This is a genomic window from Flavihumibacter profundi, from assembly GCF_020076305.1.
GTDB classification, from domain to species: domain Bacteria; phylum Bacteroidota; class Bacteroidia; order Chitinophagales; family Chitinophagaceae; genus Flavihumibacter; species Flavihumibacter profundi.
The window spans coordinates 893,098-909,551 of record NZ_JAIQXE010000002.1; the positions used below are offsets into that span (position 1 = coordinate 893,098).

13 protein-coding genes and 1 tRNA gene are annotated in these 16,454 nt (G+C 43.9%); 6 read left to right on the plus strand and 8 right to left on the minus strand.

Going from position 1 to position 16,454, the window contains the following annotated elements; all coding sequences use genetic code 11:
- Positions 1-90 precede the first annotated feature (90 nt).
- Positions 91-172, minus strand: a tRNA-Leu gene (locus LAQ65_RS13700).
- A 120-nt stretch (positions 173-292) separates the two neighbouring features.
- Here LAQ65_RS13700 and LAQ65_RS13705 point away from each other — a divergent pair.
- From LAQ65_RS13705 to LAQ65_RS13730, 6 genes are all read left to right on the plus strand, one after another.
- Entirely contained in the window at positions 293-2,533 is a 2,241-nt protein-coding gene (locus LAQ65_RS13705; RefSeq protein ID WP_224117541.1) for a RelA/SpoT family protein, read from the plus strand.
- A 125-nt stretch (positions 2,534-2,658) separates the two neighbouring features.
- Complete coding sequence (locus LAQ65_RS13710; protein WP_317196998.1) at positions 2,659-5,622, plus strand: SusC/RagA family TonB-linked outer membrane protein; 2,964 nt, start codon at positions 2,659-2,661, stop codon at positions 5,620-5,622.
- A 23-nt stretch (positions 5,623-5,645) separates the two neighbouring features.
- A complete protein-coding gene (locus LAQ65_RS13715; RefSeq protein WP_224117542.1) occupies positions 5,646-6,968 on the plus strand; it encodes a RagB/SusD family nutrient uptake outer membrane protein in 1,323 nt (440 codons plus the stop codon).
- A gap of 120 nt (positions 6,969-7,088) precedes the next feature.
- Positions 7,089-8,351 (plus strand): adenylosuccinate synthase, encoded by a 1,263-nt coding sequence (locus LAQ65_RS13720; protein WP_224117543.1) that lies wholly within the window; start codon positions 7,089-7,091, stop codon positions 8,349-8,351.
- A gap of 90 nt (positions 8,352-8,441) precedes the next feature.
- Positions 8,442-8,879 carry a hypothetical protein gene (locus tag LAQ65_RS13725; protein WP_224117544.1) on the plus strand — a complete coding sequence of 146 codons (438 nt, stop codon included), beginning with the start codon at positions 8,442-8,444 and terminating at the stop codon, positions 8,877-8,879.
- Positions 8,879-10,195: an anthranilate synthase component I family protein gene (locus LAQ65_RS13730; protein ID WP_224117545.1), complete on the plus strand. Its 1,317-nt coding sequence runs from the start codon at positions 8,879-8,881 to the stop codon at positions 10,193-10,195. The genes LAQ65_RS13725 and LAQ65_RS13730 overlap by 1 nt, the downstream gene beginning before the upstream one ends.
- Positions 10,196-10,242: 47 nt before the next feature.
- Here LAQ65_RS13730 and LAQ65_RS13735 read toward each other — a convergent pair whose 3' ends face one another.
- The 7 genes from LAQ65_RS13735 to LAQ65_RS13765 form a co-directional block, all read right to left on the minus strand.
- The gene (locus LAQ65_RS13735) at positions 10,243-11,352 is read right to left on the minus strand and encodes a lytic transglycosylase domain-containing protein (protein ID WP_224117546.1); all 1,110 of its coding nucleotides are present in this window, start codon (positions 11,350-11,352) and stop codon (positions 10,243-10,245) included.
- Positions 11,353-11,422: 70 nt separating this feature from the next.
- Positions 11,423-12,859: an Asp-tRNA(Asn)/Glu-tRNA(Gln) amidotransferase subunit GatA gene (gatA, locus tag LAQ65_RS13740; protein ID WP_224117547.1), complete on the minus strand. Its 1,437-nt coding sequence runs from the start codon at positions 12,857-12,859 to the stop codon at positions 11,423-11,425.
- A gap of 42 nt (positions 12,860-12,901) precedes the next feature.
- Positions 12,902-13,126 (minus strand): Sec-independent protein translocase subunit TatA/TatB, encoded by a 225-nt coding sequence (locus LAQ65_RS13745; RefSeq protein WP_224117548.1) that lies wholly within the window; start codon positions 13,124-13,126, stop codon positions 12,902-12,904.
- Between the two features lie 172 nt (positions 13,127-13,298).
- Entirely contained in the window at positions 13,299-13,661 is a 363-nt protein-coding gene (gene rplS / locus LAQ65_RS13750; RefSeq protein ID WP_224117549.1) for a 50S ribosomal protein L19, read from the minus strand.
- A gap of 117 nt (positions 13,662-13,778) precedes the next feature.
- The gene (gene rny, locus LAQ65_RS13755; protein ID WP_224117550.1) at positions 13,779-15,344 is read right to left on the minus strand and encodes a ribonuclease Y; all 1,566 of its coding nucleotides are present in this window, start codon (positions 15,342-15,344) and stop codon (positions 13,779-13,781) included.
- Between the two features lie 508 nt (positions 15,345-15,852).
- Complete coding sequence (locus LAQ65_RS13760; RefSeq protein WP_224117551.1) at positions 15,853-16,140, minus strand: cell division protein ZapA; 288 nt, start codon at positions 16,138-16,140, stop codon at positions 15,853-15,855.
- A 2-nt stretch (positions 16,141-16,142) separates the two neighbouring features.
- Positions 16,143-16,430 carry a hypothetical protein gene (locus LAQ65_RS13765; protein WP_224117552.1) on the minus strand — a complete coding sequence of 96 codons (288 nt, stop codon included), beginning with the start codon at positions 16,428-16,430 and terminating at the stop codon, positions 16,143-16,145.
- Positions 16,431-16,454: the final 24 nt, after the last annotated feature.

Genomic DNA, 16,454 nt, shown 5'->3' on the forward strand with positions numbered 1-16,454 from the left:
ATACAAGGTAAATGCGGATTGTATTGTATGGGTTGCCCGAAAAGAAAAAAATCCGGAAAATAAAAAAGCTTCCCGGAGGAAGCCTTTTTGTGCGGGCGATAGGAATCGAACCTACATGCCTTGCGGCGCCAGATCCTAAGTCTGGTGCGTCTGCCAGTTTCGCCACGCCCGCATTATGTTTGGCAGAAAGAATTCAGAATATCCCGGAGGTATTCTTTGACCTAAGGAGCGCAAATGTAGGGGATTTCATGAAAAAATTAAAAACAACGCCTTTTCTGTAAATTCGTAGACGATGGAAACTGTAGCCGCGATACCAAAATACAACCTGTCAGAGGAGCAGGAAAAGAAGCTGATCCTGAGGGAATACCGTGCACTTTTACGTTGCCTTAAACCGAAATTGAAGCCCGGCGATAAGGAATTGGTGCGGGTTGCATTTGAAATGGCAGCCGATGCCCATAAGACCATGCGCAGGAAAAGCGGGGAACCCTATATCCTTCATCCCCTGGCGGTTGCCCGTATTTGCGTGGAAGAAATTGGCCTTTGGGTACGTTCTACTATTTGTGCCCTGTTGCATGATACGGTAGAAGACACCGATATTACCCTGGATGATGTAGAGCGGAATTTTGGCAGTGAAATAGCCAGGATCGTAGACGGGCTTACCAAAATTGCTAATGTCATAGATGTAAATGCTTCCCAGCAGGCAGAGAATTTTAAGAAAATCCTGCTCACCTTAACCGATGACCCCAGGGTTATCCTGATCAAATTATCGGACCGCCTCCACAATATGCGAACACTGGAGAGCATGAAGCGGGAGAAGCAGCTAAAGATATCTTCTGAGACCGTCTATATATATGCGCCCCTGGCCCACCGTATGGGTTTGTACAATATCAAGACCGAGATGGAAGACCTGGCCATGAAATACATGGAGCCGGATACTTATAAGGAAATCGCCCGCAAACTTTCAGAAACAAAGCGGGAACGGACCCGGTATATAAACGAGTTTATCCGGCCGCTGCGCGATAAAATGGAGAAGGCGGAATTCGATTTCGACATCTATGGACGCCCAAAGAGTATCCATTCGATCTGGAACAAAATGAAAAAAAAGGGGGTCAGTTTCGAGGAGGTTTATGATCTATTTGCCATCAGGGTTATACTTAATTCCCCCCCAGAACGGGAGAAAGAAGATTGCTGGAAAGTTTATTCCATGATTACGGATGAATACACGCCCTCTCCAGAAAGGTTGCGGGACTGGCTCAGTAATCCCAAGAGCAATGGTTATGAAGCCCTCCATACAACAGTAATGGGGCCCCAGGGCAAATGGGTGGAAGTGCAGATCCGCACCAAAAGGATGAATGAGATTGCAGAAAAAGGTCTTGCAGCCCACTGGAAATATAAGGAAGGTGCGGCCGACGAAAGCCGGTTTGATAAATGGTTCCACCAAATAAGGGAAGTGCTGGCTAACCAGGATACCGACTCGGTAGATTTTCTGCAGGATTTCAAAACCAGTTTCCTGGCAGAAGAAATCTATGTATATACACCCAAAGGCGATGTGAAAATGCTGCCGGTAAATTCAACAGCGCTTGATTTTGCCTTTGCTATCCATTCTGCGGTTGGTGCTCGTTGTATAGGCGCAAAAGTGAACCATAAGCTGGTGCCCCTGAGCCATAAGTTGCGTAGTGGCGACCAGATTGAAATCATCACTTCGAATAAGCAGAAGCCTTCGGAAGACTGGCTGAATTTTGTAGTAACAGCCAAGGCAAAGTCGAAAATAAAAGATGCGCTAAAGGAAGAAAAGCGCAAAATTGCCGAAGACGGAAAATATTTTGTCCAGCGTAAACTGGAAGGCATGGGAGCAGGGTATAACCCTCAAAATATTGAAATACTGGCAGACTTTTATAAACAGCCGAGCACGCTGGATTTTTTTTACCAGGTAGCTACAAAAAGCATCGACCTGAAGGAATTGAAAGAATTCCATGTTTTGGGCGATAAACTGGAAGCTCCAAAACCCCAGCGGCCACCGATTGAAAACAAGTCGGAATCCACCAACCATGACCTTGCAAAAAAAGACGCTGAGCTGATCATATTCGGGGAGAGCAGCGATAAGATCATGTATAACCTTGCTAATTGCTGCAAGCCAATTCCTGGTGATGATGTTTTTGGTTTTGTTACTACAGGGAAAGGGTTAACCATACACCGGACCAATTGCCCAAATGCTTCAAAGTTGCTGGCTAATTATGGCCACAGGGTGGTGAAAACCAAATGGGCAAAAAATAAAGAGATATCTTTTCTTACTGGTTTGAACATTATAGGCCTGGATGATGTTGGTGTGGTTAATAAAATCACAAACCTTATTTCGGGGGAAATGAAAATCAATATCAGTGCCCTTTCCATTGAAGCGAATGAAGGTATTTTCAGGGGGTCTATTAAGGTATTTGTTCACGATAAGGAAGAACTGGATGAATTGGTAATGCGGTTGAAGCAATTGAGCGGTATTCATTCTATTGAAAGATATGATACAGATACTCCGTCATAGTTGATTAATGTATCTGTTTGTTTTTAGCAGCAAATAAGGTGGTTTTTGTGTCAATGATAGATAGGCTTTAATTACTAAGTGTATAACTAGCTTTTTTATTTTTTCAATAACCTAAATATTGCTGTATGAGAAAAACGCTCATGCGGGTTCTGCCATTTTTCCTTGTAATGGTATTGCCTGCTTACGGTTGGGCCCAGTTTACTGTTTCGGGAACGGTTACAGACGCCCAAAAAAAACCGGTGCCTGCCGCATCTGTCAGGCTCATAAACACTAATACCGGAACGAGTACTGATGCTGCGGGATATTTTTCCCTGACGCTTCCCGGGCAGTCTGCCACTATAGAAATTTCTTCAGTCGGATTTTTATCCCGTACTATCCAGGTAACTGCGGCAAATAATAAAGTTGTTATTGAATTGCAGGAAGACCTTAGCAGGCTTGAGGAAGTAGTTGTTACAGGCCTGGCCACTTCTGTAAAGCGTTCCAACCTTGCCAATGCAGTTTCATCGGTTTCTGCAAAAGAACTGGTGGGTACAACATCTCAGCCAACACTCGACGGTGCTTTGTATGGTAAGTTCCCGGGTGCCAATATTTCGGCCAATTCCGGTGCTCCCGGTGGTGGTATATCCATAAAGATGCGGGGCATTACCTCAATTGTCGGTAACTCCCAGCCCTTGTTTATAGTTGATGGTGTTTACTATGATAACTCCTCAATTCCGGCCGGTTTAAATACCATATCAAAAGCTGCCGGACAGGGAAGTAATTCAAACCAGGATAACCCATCGAACAGGATTGCTGATCTCGACCCCGAGGATATTGATAGGGTAGAGATCCTGAAAGGCGCTTCTGCTGCGGCAATTTATGGTTCAAGAGCTGCGGGCGGTGTGGTTTTAATTACTACCAAAAGAGGAAAAAGCGGTAAGCCGAAGATAGAATTCGGGCAATCTTTTGGTATGCAGTCACAATTACATAAACTTGGCCAGAGAAGCTGGGATGCTACTAAAGTTGAAGCCGCCTATGGAGCAAATGGCCTGAATTTGTATAATTCAGTTAATGGTAAAACCTATAATTATGAAGATGAATTATATGGAAACAAAGGCCAGATGAGCGATACGCGGTTAAGTGTAAGCGGTGGTTCTGATAAAACGAGTTACTATGTTGGTTTCAGTCACCGTGATGATGATGGAATTGTGCAACGCACAGGGTATAAAAAAACATCCTTCCGGATAAACCTTGACCAAAAAATAGCAAAAAACCTGGACCTTTCTGTCAATTCCAATTATGTTTCTTCAAGGGCCGACAGAGGGTATTTCAATAATGATAATACCAGCACCAGTATGGGAGTTTCATTTGTATCTACCCCTTCCTGGGTGGACCTGCACCCGGATGCAAACGGTAATTATCCAAATAACCCACTTGCTCCTTCAAATTTTCTTCAGACCAGGGACCTTATTACCAACAGGGAAGACGTGAACCGTATTTTAATAGGCGGCTCCCTGAATTGGAAAGTTTTATCTTCTGGACACCACGATTTAAAATTAACCGCAAGGGGCGGTATGGATAATTATACCCTTGGTACAACTGCCATATTCCCGCCGGAATTGCAGTTTGAAAAAAATGGTAATGGTACCAATGGTGCTTCTATTTATGGTACCACAGTGGCCAAGAACTCAAATATTTCCGCCTTTGCAGTGTATACGTTCACGCCAAAAGAAGGATTAAATTTCAGGACCCAGGCAGGTGTTACCGCGGAGGATATTAACCTGAACAATGTATTGAATACCGCGACCCAGTTGATTGGGACACAAACTAACCTTAGTCAGGCCGGTGCCATAAAAGTTGACCAGGCTAAGACTATCCAAAAAGACCGAGGCTTCTTTGCGCAGGAAGAATTGAATTTAAAAAACATTGTCCTTGCAACAATTGGCCTTCGCGGCGACAAGTCGAGCCGTAATGGTGATGCCAATAAAATGTATTATTATCCCAAAGCATCATTGGCTTTCAATATTCATGAATTGCCTTCCTGGAATGCTAGTTCCATCAGCCAGTTGAAAGCCCGGGTTGCCTATGGTGAATCCGGAAACTTTGCACCTTTTGGAGCTATTTACACGCCACTTGTACCGGCAGTCTTTAATGGCACAACCGGGTCAATTGTAGGGCTTACAAGAGGTAATGATAAACTTGGTCCCGAAAGGCAGAAAGAGCTTGAAATGGGCGTAGACCTGGGCCTTTTGAAAAACCGCATTGGTGTTACCTTTACCTACTATCTGAAGAATGTTGAGGATCTTTTACTGAATGTTGAAGTTGCCAGTTCTTCAGGTTTTACCACCGCATGGAAGAATGTTGCAGCTATCCAGAATAAAGGGGTGGAATTAGGTATTAACGCGATACCTGTTGCAACGAAAACATGGAAATGGAATACACAGTTAAACTTCTGGAAAAATAAGGCTGAAGTTACGCGCCTTGACGTACCGGCATTTAATACCGGCGCTTTTGGTGCAACGTTAGGTACCTACCGAATTGAAAAAGGAAAAAGTCCAACCCAATTAGTAGGCATTGGCACAGCTGACGATAAAGTTGATCCAGCTACAGGCCTTGCTGTATTTGGAGATGCCGAGCCAGATTTTAACATGTCATGGTCTAATAATGTTACCTGGAAAAATTTTGAACTAGCCGTTTTGATGCACTGGAAGCAGGGGGGTAAAAACATTAATTTATCCACTTTGCTAAGTGATATTTTCGGAACATCCCCTGATTTTGATAAAATGACCCTGGATCCTAAAAGTCAAGTCACTAATGGAAATTACCGGCTTAATGCGCTGGGTACAACTGCGGGGCCCTGGATAGAGGATGCGTCTTATTTCAGGGTGAGGGAAATTGGGTTGAGTTATCGATTGCCAAAAGAATGGTTCCGCAACCTGGCAGCTGTTAAAGTCGGGTTCTCGGGCCGTAACCTCATCAATGTGTTCAAGTACAATAGTTATGACCCTGAAGTTTCAAATTTTGGGGCCAACGCTATTTCAAGCAATGTAGAAGTTACCCCATTCCCATCTGCAAAAAGTTTCCTGTTTAATATCACGGTAACTTTTTAACCTAACCTAAAAAACTAATGAGTATGAAACCTTCATATAAAAGATCATCCATTTTTTCCATGTGCTGGGTAGGCGCAGCGATACTTGCTTTTAGTGCCTGTACTATAGATCCTATACCAGATCCCAATAACCCCAGTGCAGGGGAAATAACCAAAAACGCTTCACTGGGTGAAATTCAGAACCTGGTAACAGGTATTGAATCGGGCATGAGAGAAAACCTGGGCGGTTATCTTGACGACGTTGGTGTTATTGGCAGGGAATTTTACAGGTTCTCTTCATCCGATCCCCGCTTTACTTCTGATTTATTGGGAAAGGGAAGTGCAACCTTAGACAACAACACTTTTTATACAACAAACCCTTTTGAGTCCCGCTACCGGGTTGTGAAAAACGCGAATATTCTTATCGAAGCCCTGCAAAATACAAAAGCTGCCATTAGTGAAGACCAGCGTAAGGCAGGCATTGCCTATGCAAAAACCATTAAAGCGCATGAGTTGTTAATGGTGTTTAACCTGCAATATTCAAATGGTATAAGGGTTGATGTTGCAGACCCTGATAACCTGGGTCCATTCCTCGATAAAGATGCTTCTTTAACAGCAATCCAAACCTTGCTCGATGAGGCAAATACTGACCTAAAATCCAGTGGTGCTGTATTGCCATTCACGACGACATTATGGAGTTCCAATATTGCAGGGGAGTTCTCGAAACTCAACCGTGCGCTGGCTGCCCGTGTAGCGGTTTATAAACAGGAATGGGCGCAGGCTTTAACGGCACTTTCCGAGTCGTTTTATTCGCTTACCGGGGATTTAAAGACCGGTTCTTATTATCTTTTTTCAACAGCAGGAGGTGATGCCCTTACGGCACTTTATTATCCCCAGAACTCCAGTGGTGAAACAAGGGTTGCCCAGCCATCCTTTATCACCGATGCTGCACCTGGCGATACAAGGCTTAATAAAGTCTCCAAAAGAGACCAGAATGCTTTTGTAGATGGTTTGTCAAGCGATTACGATGTTTGGGTATATAAAACCAATACAGACCCGATGCCGATCATCCGGAATGAGGAGTTGGTCCTGATATATGCTGAAGCACAGGCACAGTCGAATAATAGCACTGAAGCTATAAAAGCCATTGACAGGGTGCGCACTGCTGCCGGGTTGGTAAATTATAGCGGAGCAACTGATGCTGCGAGCCTCATCAATGAAATACTGGTACAACGCAGGTATTCGTTGTATGCAGAAGGGCACAGGTGGATAGACATGCGCAGGTACGACCGGCTAAGCGAGCTGCCTATAGACCGCACCGGAGATGATGTTTGGGTTGAATTTCCCCGTCCGGCTACTGAAAATTAGTAGATTCGGAAAATAAACAAAAGGCCCCTTCTCAGCGAAGGGGTTTTTTATTTCGGCTTTTATTTCGCAAGGCCTATTTTTGCCGCCTAATCATTTGACAATTTCCACAAATAATAATACATGGTAGATGCAATTTTAGGCCTCCAGTGGGGCGACGAGGGTAAGGGTAAGATAGTAGATTATTTCGCCCCCCGTTATGATATCATAGCGCGCTTCCAGGGTGGACCAAATGCAGGACATACCCTGTATGTTGGTGGTAAGAAAGTTGTTTTGCACCAAATTCCTTCCGGGGTTTTCCATGAAAACACTATAAATCTTATAGGGAATGGGGTAGTCCTGGATCCTGTAACCTTGAAAAGGGAATGTGATACGGTAGCTTCTTTTGGAGTTGATGTAAAGAAAAATCTCTTCATTTCTCACCGTACCCACCTGATTCTACCTACGCATAGGGCGCTTGACAAGGCTTCTGAACTCCAGAAGGGAAATGATAAAATAGGTTCTACGCTCAAAGGAATCGGACCAGCATATATGGATAAGACCGGCCGTAATGGATTGCGTGTAGGTGACCTCCTGGATAAAAATTTTACTACATCTTATATCCGCCTTCGGCTGAAACATCAGCGTTTGCTCGATAATTTTAATTTCCAGGAAGATATAACTGCCTGGGAAGAGGAGTTTTTCGATGCCATTGATTTCCTGCGCAGCCTGAATGTAGTGAACGGGGAATATTTTATAAATGAGAAAATAGCTGCCGGTAAAAAAGTTTTGGCAGAAGGTGCACAGGGTAGTATGCTGGATATTGATTTTGGCACTTTCCCATTTGTTACCTCTTCAAATACCACGACTTCGGGCGTTTGTAACGGCCTGGGTGTGGCCCCGCAGAAAATCAGGGAAGTTATGGGGGTAACCAAAGCCTATTGTACAAGAGTAGGTGGTGGACCATTCCCGACAGAACTGCACGATGCCACCGGCGAGGAATTACGCAAGCTTGGCAATGAATTTGGTGCCACCACAGGTCGTCCCCGCCGTTGCGGATGGATCGACCTGGTAGCATTGAAATATGCCTGTATGATCAACGGGGTAACCAAAGTTATTATGACAAAGGCCGATGTCCTGGATAAATTTGAGGAACTGAAAGTTTGTACAGGTTATGAAATCGACGGAAATATTTCAGAAAATATCCCCTTCCAGATGACCAGGCACCAGATTGATCCTGTGCTGAAGAGTTTCCCGGGATGGAATACTGATACCACGCAGGTAACCAAAATTGCTGAAATGCCTGAAAAGATGAAGCAATATGTTGACTTTATTAATCGTTTCACTGGCGTAAATGTTTCACATATATCAAACGGGCCCGGCCGTGACCAGATTGTTGCTGTTTAAACAGTTTACAGCCTGCCCGAAAAAATATTTTTTTAAAAATTTGGCCATTTAAAAAGAACATTGAAATTTACATCGTAATCCATTTGTGCTATGGCTTCTAAATCTGATAAAGAAAAAAAAACCACCCCGAAAGCTGCAGGTAATGCAAGCGAGCCCGTTAAGAAAGCTTCTTCTAAACCAAGTAAGAAATTGGAAGATGAGGATGAAGATTTTGACGAGGATGAAGAGACCCCGAAATCAACTGCTAAAAAATCTGCCAAGTCTTCTAAGTTGTCAAAGTCTGATGAAGAAGATGATGATGAAGAAGTTGGTGAAGAAGAAGATGATTGGGATAAGGTAGAGGAAGATGATAGTTGGGACCCAGACTTCGAGGAGTTTGATCTTCCAAAATCCAAAACCAAGAAGGGACCAGCAACCGGGAGTAAAAAAGCCGGGAAAGATGAAGATGATCTTGGAATTGATGATGATTTCAAGGAAATGGATCTTTTCAATGACTCTGGTTTTGACGACGATGAGGATGACTTTTAATGTCTATAAGTAACTATGCTGTAAAGCGGCAGTTTACCGGATTTTCCCTGACTGTTACGCCAACTTTAAAGCAACAAATGTTGAATTGGGCCAACCAGTTCAACATTTGTTGCTTTATGGATAATAATAACTATCCGGCAAGCCTCCATAGTTATGAAACGCTGGTGGCAGCAGGGGCATGGAAATGGGTGAAGCTTACCGCCGGCAATGCATTTTGTACACTGAGAGCCTTTTATGAACATCAGGCAGACTGGTTATTTGGTCATTTTGGTTTTGACCTTAAGGCGGAAACAGAATCGGTACCCACAGCACTCCCTGACCGGATTGGGTTTCCGGATTGCTATTTTTTTGTTCCGGAACATCTTCTGCTCCTGCAGGATAACCAGGTGCTGATTAGTTCATACTCAGCAGATCCTGAAAAACTTTTATTGAGTATCATTAACAGTCATGAGGTAAATCAATCGGAAGCAGATTGCCCGGTTAAGCTTCAGCCTGCTATGGGTAAGGATGAATATATTAATAAAGTTAATGCATTAAAAGCGCATATTCATCGGGGTGACTGTTATGAAATCAATTTTTGCCAGGAGTTTTTTGCCTCACCCGCTGAAATAAATCCGGTTAAGGTATTCAAACGTTTAACCGAAGTTTCCCCCAATCCGTTTTCGGTATTTTACAAAATTGAGGATGTATACCTGTTGTGTGCCAGCCCCGAGCGTTTTCTGCGAATTAACGCCGGCTCTGTATGGTCGCAACCGATTAAAGGTACAGCTCCCCGGAATACTGTCGATCCCAATGCAGACGCCGAACTGGCACGCTTACTGGCAATAAACAGTAAAGAACAGTCTGAAAATGTTATGGTGGTTGACCTGGTACGTAATGATTTGTCGAAATTCTGCCAGCCTGGGACTGTTCATGTGGAAGAGTTATTTGGTGTATATAGTTTTCCACAGGTGCACCAATTGATTTCAACAGTTAAGGGTGAATTGTCACCGGGTATGAACTGGATTGATGCTGTGCAGCAAAGCTTTCCAATGGGTTCCATGACCGGGGCGCCGAAAAGACGCGTACTGGAACTAATTGAAGCCTATGAAAAGGCCAGGCGGGGGATATTTTCAGGAGCAGTAGGCTATTGTACGCCAGAAGGAAATGCTGATTTTAATGTTGTAATCAGAAGCATCCTGTATAACCAAACAAAAAAACACCTGTCCTGCCTCGTTGGTTCAGGAATTACCTGGTATGCTGAGGCTGAAAAAGAATATGAAGAGTGTTTGCTGAAAGCAGCCGCCATTATGGAAACGGTGAGTGGTAAGGTGTAAGCAGTAAATTTGCTGCGTGACTTGCCGCTAACCGCTTACGTCCTATTTTATTTAAGTGATTTTACCTCTAAAGAACCACCTGCTGCAATATTATTATTGTTTACTGCAGTACTGTTCAGCAATAACTGCACAGATTCCTGAAGGATATTATATTTATTTGCTTTGAAAAGATCCATTTTATCGGCAGGTAATTTCATGTCATAGCTGTTGGAAATACCCGCCATGACTTTATCAAAATCAGGATTAAAGCGATTGAAATCGGCAATATCCATAGTTGTATATTTTGCAATCACCACCGACTGGTATTTTCCTGAAACCTGCTGACTTATTGCAGATTCTTGTTCTTCCCTTGTAATGTTGCGGGTAAAGGCATATAGATTTGGGCCATAATGTGCTTTTGTTTCCGCCTTGGTTAGGGTAGTTAAACCGCCTTGTCCTTCAAAAACATAGTGTGTGCCAATGAATTTTTTGACGTGGCTTCTTGTTTCTGCGGGAAGGTAATATTGCAGGTCCCAGAAATTACGGCTTCCGCTCCTGGCAATTGCCTTTTGTACCGAACCAGGCCCGGCGTTATAGGAAGCAATAACTAAAAGCCAGTCATTGTAAATGGCATACAGGTCTTTCAGGTACCTGGCGGCAGCCTGTGTGCTTTTTACGTAATTGCGGCGCTCATCAACTTTCCTGTTAACTTTTAAACCCAGGGTCCTTGCTGTTCCGGGCATCAACTGCCAGGGACCGACTGCACCAGCCCAGGATGTTGCCCCCGATTTAAGTTCAGATTCAATGACGGCAAGGTATTTAAGTTCACGGGGTAATCCGTTTTGTACCATGATAGCATCAATCATGTTGAAGTAGGGAAGGGCCCAGCTTTTCATTTCCTGCAGGGATTTGCTGTATTTCTCCATATAATCGGAAACAAAGCTGACCGCCCTTGGATTGAGCTTTGGGGCCATATTTGAATTGGCTGCATCGCTCACAAAGAGGTCTTTGATGACTACGGGCGTTTCAATTCCGGCCGATTGTTCGGGTAAAGGGGAAACTTTTTCAACTGTAGTGTCTGCATTCACTTGCGGACCAGCGATCAATTTCGTATCCTGGGCGATTGAAAAACTTCGCCATCCCAATAAAAATGTGCTCAGTATAAGAAATTGTTTCATGTTCCAGATTTTGGTTCACAATAAAAACAGCTTTCTCATCAGGAATTTTGGTAAGGCTTTCAATGGAGGATTAGTTCTTGAACTGCATCAGTAACGTTGAAACCTGGAGTAAAGATACCTCTTCAAACCGGTTAGTCATAACCTGCAGACCATAAGGCATACCATTACTGTGCCAAAAAATGGGAAGAGAGATGGCCGGGATGCCTACCAGGTTGGCAAAAACCGTATATATATCACCCAGGTACATCTCGATCGGGTCGTTTGACTTTTCCCCGAAACGGAATGCCGTACCTGGGGCTGTTGGGGAAAGAATTGCGTCGAAGTCTTTGAAAATCAATTGAGTTTGATCAAATAGCTGGCGCCTAACCTGTTGTGCTTTGGTAAAGTAAGCATCGTAGTAACCGGCACTTAATACGAAGCTACCCAGCATAATACGCCGTTTCACTTCTCTGCCAAAACCTTCAGAGCGGTTATGTGCATAAAATTCTGCCAAATCTGAAATTTCGCGCTTGCTGCGGTGACCATACCGGACTCCGTCAAATCTTGAAAGGTTTGAGGACGCTTCAGCGGTGGTTAAGATATAATAGGTAGGAACAATATAATCAAGGTAAGGGAAATCAACCCCGGTAACCGTATGCCCTTCCTTGCGAAGGCGGTCGAAATAGGCCAGCAATCCGGTTTTGATTTCTGGATCCAGTGATGGGTGTTCAACTGCATCCTTGAAATAAGCGAATTTTTGGAAAGCCGTGTTGGTTTGCAGCGCAGTGGAATAGGCAGGAACCGGCTTAACGGAAGCGGTGCTATCGAATTCGTCTGCCCCGGCAATTATTTCCAGGACCAGGGCTGTATCCGCAATGTTTTTTGCAAAAATGCCAACCTGGTCGAAGGAAGAGGCATACGCAATAAGGCCATAACGTGAAACCCTGCCATAACTTGGCTTCAGGCCGAAAATGCCGCAAAAATCAGCAGGTTGACGAACCGATCCTCCGGTATCGCTGCCCAGGCTTACCATGCATAGTCCGGCTTGTACGGCAACAGCAGATCCACCTGAAGATCCGCCAGGTACGCGGGAATTGTCGAGGTCGTTTAGCGTTGGTCCATATACAGAGTTTTCATTAGAGGAACCCATGGCAAATTCATCACAATTGAGCCTTCCGATGACAATTGCACCGGCATCAATCAATTTCTGTATAACGGTGGCTGAATATGGAGCGGTAAAATTTTCGAGTATTTGGGAGGCAGCACTTACCGGGTGACCTTTGTAGCATAAAACATCTTTAATGCCGGTTATAACCCCATGAAGCGGCAGTAATGGTTGGCCGGCTGCGATAGCATCATCCAGTTTTTGTGCCTGTTCCCGGGCTGTATCAGCGAATACGTCGATAAAAGCATTCAGGTGTTGCTTTAGCTGTATTTGCTTCAAATAAAACTCCACTTCCGATTTACAGGAAGTGGAGTTATTATTTAGTGCGGTATGATATTGTGCTATTGATTCGTAGGAAAACAAAGCTTGTTTGTTTCTTAAGTTCTTCAGTTGGTGGAAGGCGTATTAAGGCTGAGAAGTGGGTGCTTTCTCTTTTTCCTTCATACCTTCTTCGATTTCTTTTTTTACATTGTTCTTGGCGTCATTAAATTCACGGATACCGCTTCCAAGACCACGCATTAATTCGGGGATTTTTTTACCGCCAAACATAAGCAATACAACTGCGATGATCAGGATCCACTCGCTACCTCCGGGCATGGAGATCATTAATAAAGAATTAGCTACTAACATGCTAAATTGATTTTTGTAGTTGATAAAGGTACGCAATTATACATCGAATTGCACCAAAGAAAAAGGAATTATGTAAACCAATCGTTAACAGTTTCCAGGAGCAGCAATATTGCAGGACCATACGAAAAAAAAAAGCTGCCCAAAGGCAGCTTCCTTGTCAACAGGTTGACAATTATTTTGTGGCAACAGCCATTTTCTTTTCTTTGATCCGGGCGCTTTTACCACTACGTTCACGCAGGAAGTACAATTTAGCGCGGCGAACTTTACCTGCCTTGTTTACTAGCAGTGATTCAATATTTGGGGAAAACAGGGGAAAGGTCCTTTCCACCCCAACGCCATCAGAAATTTTACGAACTGTAAAAGTTTGGGTTGTACCCTGGCCCTGACGCTTAATTACATCGCCTTTAAAGCTTTGGATACGCTCCTTATTTCCTTCTACAATTTTATAGTTTACGGTGATATTGTCACCGGCCTTGAATTTCGGAAATTCTCTTTTCTGTGTTAACTGCTCGTGAACAAATGCTACTGCGTTCATGACTTCTTATTTTTATCGGACGGCAAAGGTAGGAGGAAGAATTGGAAAAACAAAAAAAAGTAAACGGAAAACGGTAAGCGGTGAACAGTGGCAAACCGTTTACCGCTTACCGCATGCCTACCTGGCTACATTCACCGCTCTTTTTTCGCGGATAACGGTAACCCTGATCTGACCAGGGAAGGTCATTTCAGTTTGTATTTTCTGCGCTATTTCAAAACTCAGGCGATCACTATCCGCATCGGTTACTTTATCAGCTTCAACAATAACCCTTAATTCACGACCGGCCTGAATTGCATAGGCTTTTTCAACACCCTGGTAACCCATAGCCATATTTTCCAGGTCCTTGATCCTTTGCAGGTATTGCTGCATGATTTCACGGCGGGCACCCGGACGGGCACCGCTGATGGCATCACAAGCCTGTACAATCGGCGAAATCACATACTGCATTTCCATTTCATCATGGTGGGCGCCAATTGCGTTTACAACTGCCGGATTTTCACCATATTTTTCCGCGAGTTTAGCACCCAGCAGGGCATGGCTCAGTTCAGATTCCTCATCAGGAACTTTACCTATATCATGCAGTAACCCGGCTCTTTTAGCCAGTTTGGGGTTCATTCCAAGTTCAGAGGCCATAATTCCACATAGGTTGGCCACTTCCCGGCTATGCATCAATAGATTTTGGCCATAAGAGGAACGGAAACGCATTTTTCCGACAATCCTGACCAATTCTTTGTGCAGGCCATGTATACCCAGTTCAATAACTGTTCTTTCACCAATTTCCATCACCTGCTCTTCAATCTGGCGACGCGTTTTGTCAACTACTTCCTCAATGCGGGCTGGGTGGATACGGCCATCTGTAACCAGTCGGGTTAAACTTAGACGGGCAATTTCCCGGCGCAGGGGATCGAAGGACGACAAAATGATGGCTTCAGGAGTATCATCAACAATCAGGTCTACCCCAGTGGCTGCTTCGATTGCCCGGATGTTACGGCCTTCACGGCCAATGATCTGTCCTTTGATTTCATCGCTTTCCAGGTTGAAAACGGTTATAGAGTTTTCAATAGCCTGTTCAGCAGCAGTTCGCTGAATTGTCTGGATAATAATCTTACGGGCTTCTTTATTGGCCTTTTGTTTGGCATCATCAATAATTTCCTGCTGGATGCCCAGGGCCTGGGTATGGGCTTCCTGTTTAAGGCTTTCCACCAGTTGGGATTTAGCCTCTTCTGCAGTTAATCCGGCAATTTTTTCCAGCCGGCGGATATGCTCTTCCTGGTGCTTTTCCAGTTCGGTCCGCTTAATATTCACCAGTTCTATCTGGCGGTTAAGATTTTCCTTAATCGCTTCATTTTCCTTAACCTGCTTTTCAAGCGTACTTTCCTTCTGGTTTATGGAAACCTCTTTTTGCTTAATCCGGTTTTCGGTGTCCCCCAGTTTCCTGTTACGGTCCAGGACTTCCCTGTCGTGTTCGGCTTTCAGCTGGACAAATTTTTCCTTGGCTTCCAGTAATTTCTCCTTTTTTAAGGTTTCAGCCTGTAACTGAGCATCGTTGAGTAATTTTTTTGCCTGGAGTTCCGCTTCCTGGATTTTTTGGTCAGTATTTGCTTTAAAAATGAATTTTCCCGCCACTATGCCTGCCACCAGGGCTATGACAGCGGCAATTAAAATCAATATCGTTGAGTCCATTTAGTTGTTTTTTTAAACTGTTTACAATCGTTTCTATATTCTGCACATACCTCATAAGTAATTGAGCCAGATGCTAATTTGCGAAAATACGAATTCATTGGATAAAAGGTGACGACCATTCCCGGGCTGGCGGTAATTTGACCAAATTATTCTTCTGTATATGGAAATTGATGGTTTGTTTTCCTTTGACCTGGCCTGGTTTTATAAAGGGGCAGGGAATCGGTTTCAACTTAATCAGAACTGTTTCAAATTCAACCCTGGCAACAGATAGGGTATATCTGATTTTGTTCGATTTGGCTGGCTGCAAGCAGGATAGCATTACATTCGACCATGGCATGTATCCATTTTCCGGCCAGGGACCAGAACCGGTTACCTCACCTTTTATTTTAACAAATCACTTTGATACTGTTGGTCCGAAACGGGTTTCCTGTTTTTGTGTTGTACTGGAATAGCCATACCTGGTAAATGGGGAAGCCCGGGAATTATTGGGCAATAGGATGCAGGAAGGTCAGGCCATTTTGTCTATTAAATTTTCAATTTGGGTAAGTTTTTCAATTAAATCCTGTGTTACAAGGCTGTTTTTTGTATGCTGGCTTTGTTCTGTGGCATACCAAACCAGTACCATGGCGATATAGTCCTGCATATCTTTTGCCGAAAACCTGGTCTTGAATTCAATGACTTTGTCGTTGATCACTTTCATGGTATTCCTAACCGCCTCTTCATCATCCGGGCGAATCTTGATCCGGTAAGTACGGTCGCCGATAACAATATTTACAGGTATTAAAGTGTCAGTCATTTTTATTCATTCAATAATGCAATGCATTTATCAATTTCCCGCAGGTATTGATTAATTCTTTTATCCAGGGCCTGCCTGTCATTTTCTGTCATGTCGGAGCGGATTGCTTTGCTCAGTTCCAGTTGTTTTTCCAGTTCAACTATCCTGTGCTGTTGCAACCGGTCTTTTTCCTGGTTACTTTTAAGGTCCTGGGTTAACCGATCATTTTCACGGGCTAGCTGCTGGTATTGCTTCTGCAGGCTTTGTAGTTTCTCCTGTATCCGCCTGATATGTTGCAGCATTTCTTCCATGTAATTCAATTAAAGCGATAGCAC

Bases quoted from the DNA above. Each gene is read 5' to 3' on its own strand.
- LAQ65_RS13705 (WP_224117541.1), top strand. From the start codon at position 293: ATGGAAACTGTAGCCGCGATACCAAAATACAACCTGTCAGAGGAGCAG.
- LAQ65_RS13710 (WP_317196998.1), top strand. From the start codon at position 2,659: ATGAGAAAAACGCTCATGCGGGTTCTGCCATTTTTCCTTGTAATGGTA.
- LAQ65_RS13715 (WP_224117542.1), top strand. From the start codon at position 5,646: ATGAAACCTTCATATAAAAGATCATCCATTTTTTCCATGTGCTGGGTA.
- LAQ65_RS13720 (WP_224117543.1), top strand. From the start codon at position 7,089: ATGGTAGATGCAATTTTAGGCCTCCAGTGGGGCGACGAGGGTAAGGGT.
- LAQ65_RS13725 (WP_224117544.1), top strand. From the start codon at position 8,442: ATGGCTTCTAAATCTGATAAAGAAAAAAAAACCACCCCGAAAGCTGCA.
- LAQ65_RS13730 (WP_224117545.1), top strand. From the start codon at position 8,879: ATGTCTATAAGTAACTATGCTGTAAAGCGGCAGTTTACCGGATTTTCC.
- LAQ65_RS13735 (WP_224117546.1), bottom strand. From the start codon at position 11,352: ATGAAACAATTTCTTATACTGAGCACATTTTTATTGGGATGGCGAAGT.
- LAQ65_RS13745 (WP_224117548.1), bottom strand. From the start codon at position 13,126: ATGTTAGTAGCTAATTCTTTATTAATGATCTCCATGCCCGGAGGTAGC.
- rplS (WP_224117549.1), bottom strand. From the start codon at position 13,661: ATGAACGCAGTAGCATTTGTTCACGAGCAGTTAACACAGAAAAGAGAA.
- rny (WP_224117550.1), bottom strand. From the start codon at position 15,344: ATGGACTCAACGATATTGATTTTAATTGCCGCTGTCATAGCCCTGGTG.
- LAQ65_RS13760 (WP_224117551.1), bottom strand. From the start codon at position 16,140: ATGACTGACACTTTAATACCTGTAAATATTGTTATCGGCGACCGTACT.
- LAQ65_RS13765 (WP_224117552.1), bottom strand. From the start codon at position 16,430: ATGGAAGAAATGCTGCAACATATCAGGCGGATACAGGAGAAACTACAA.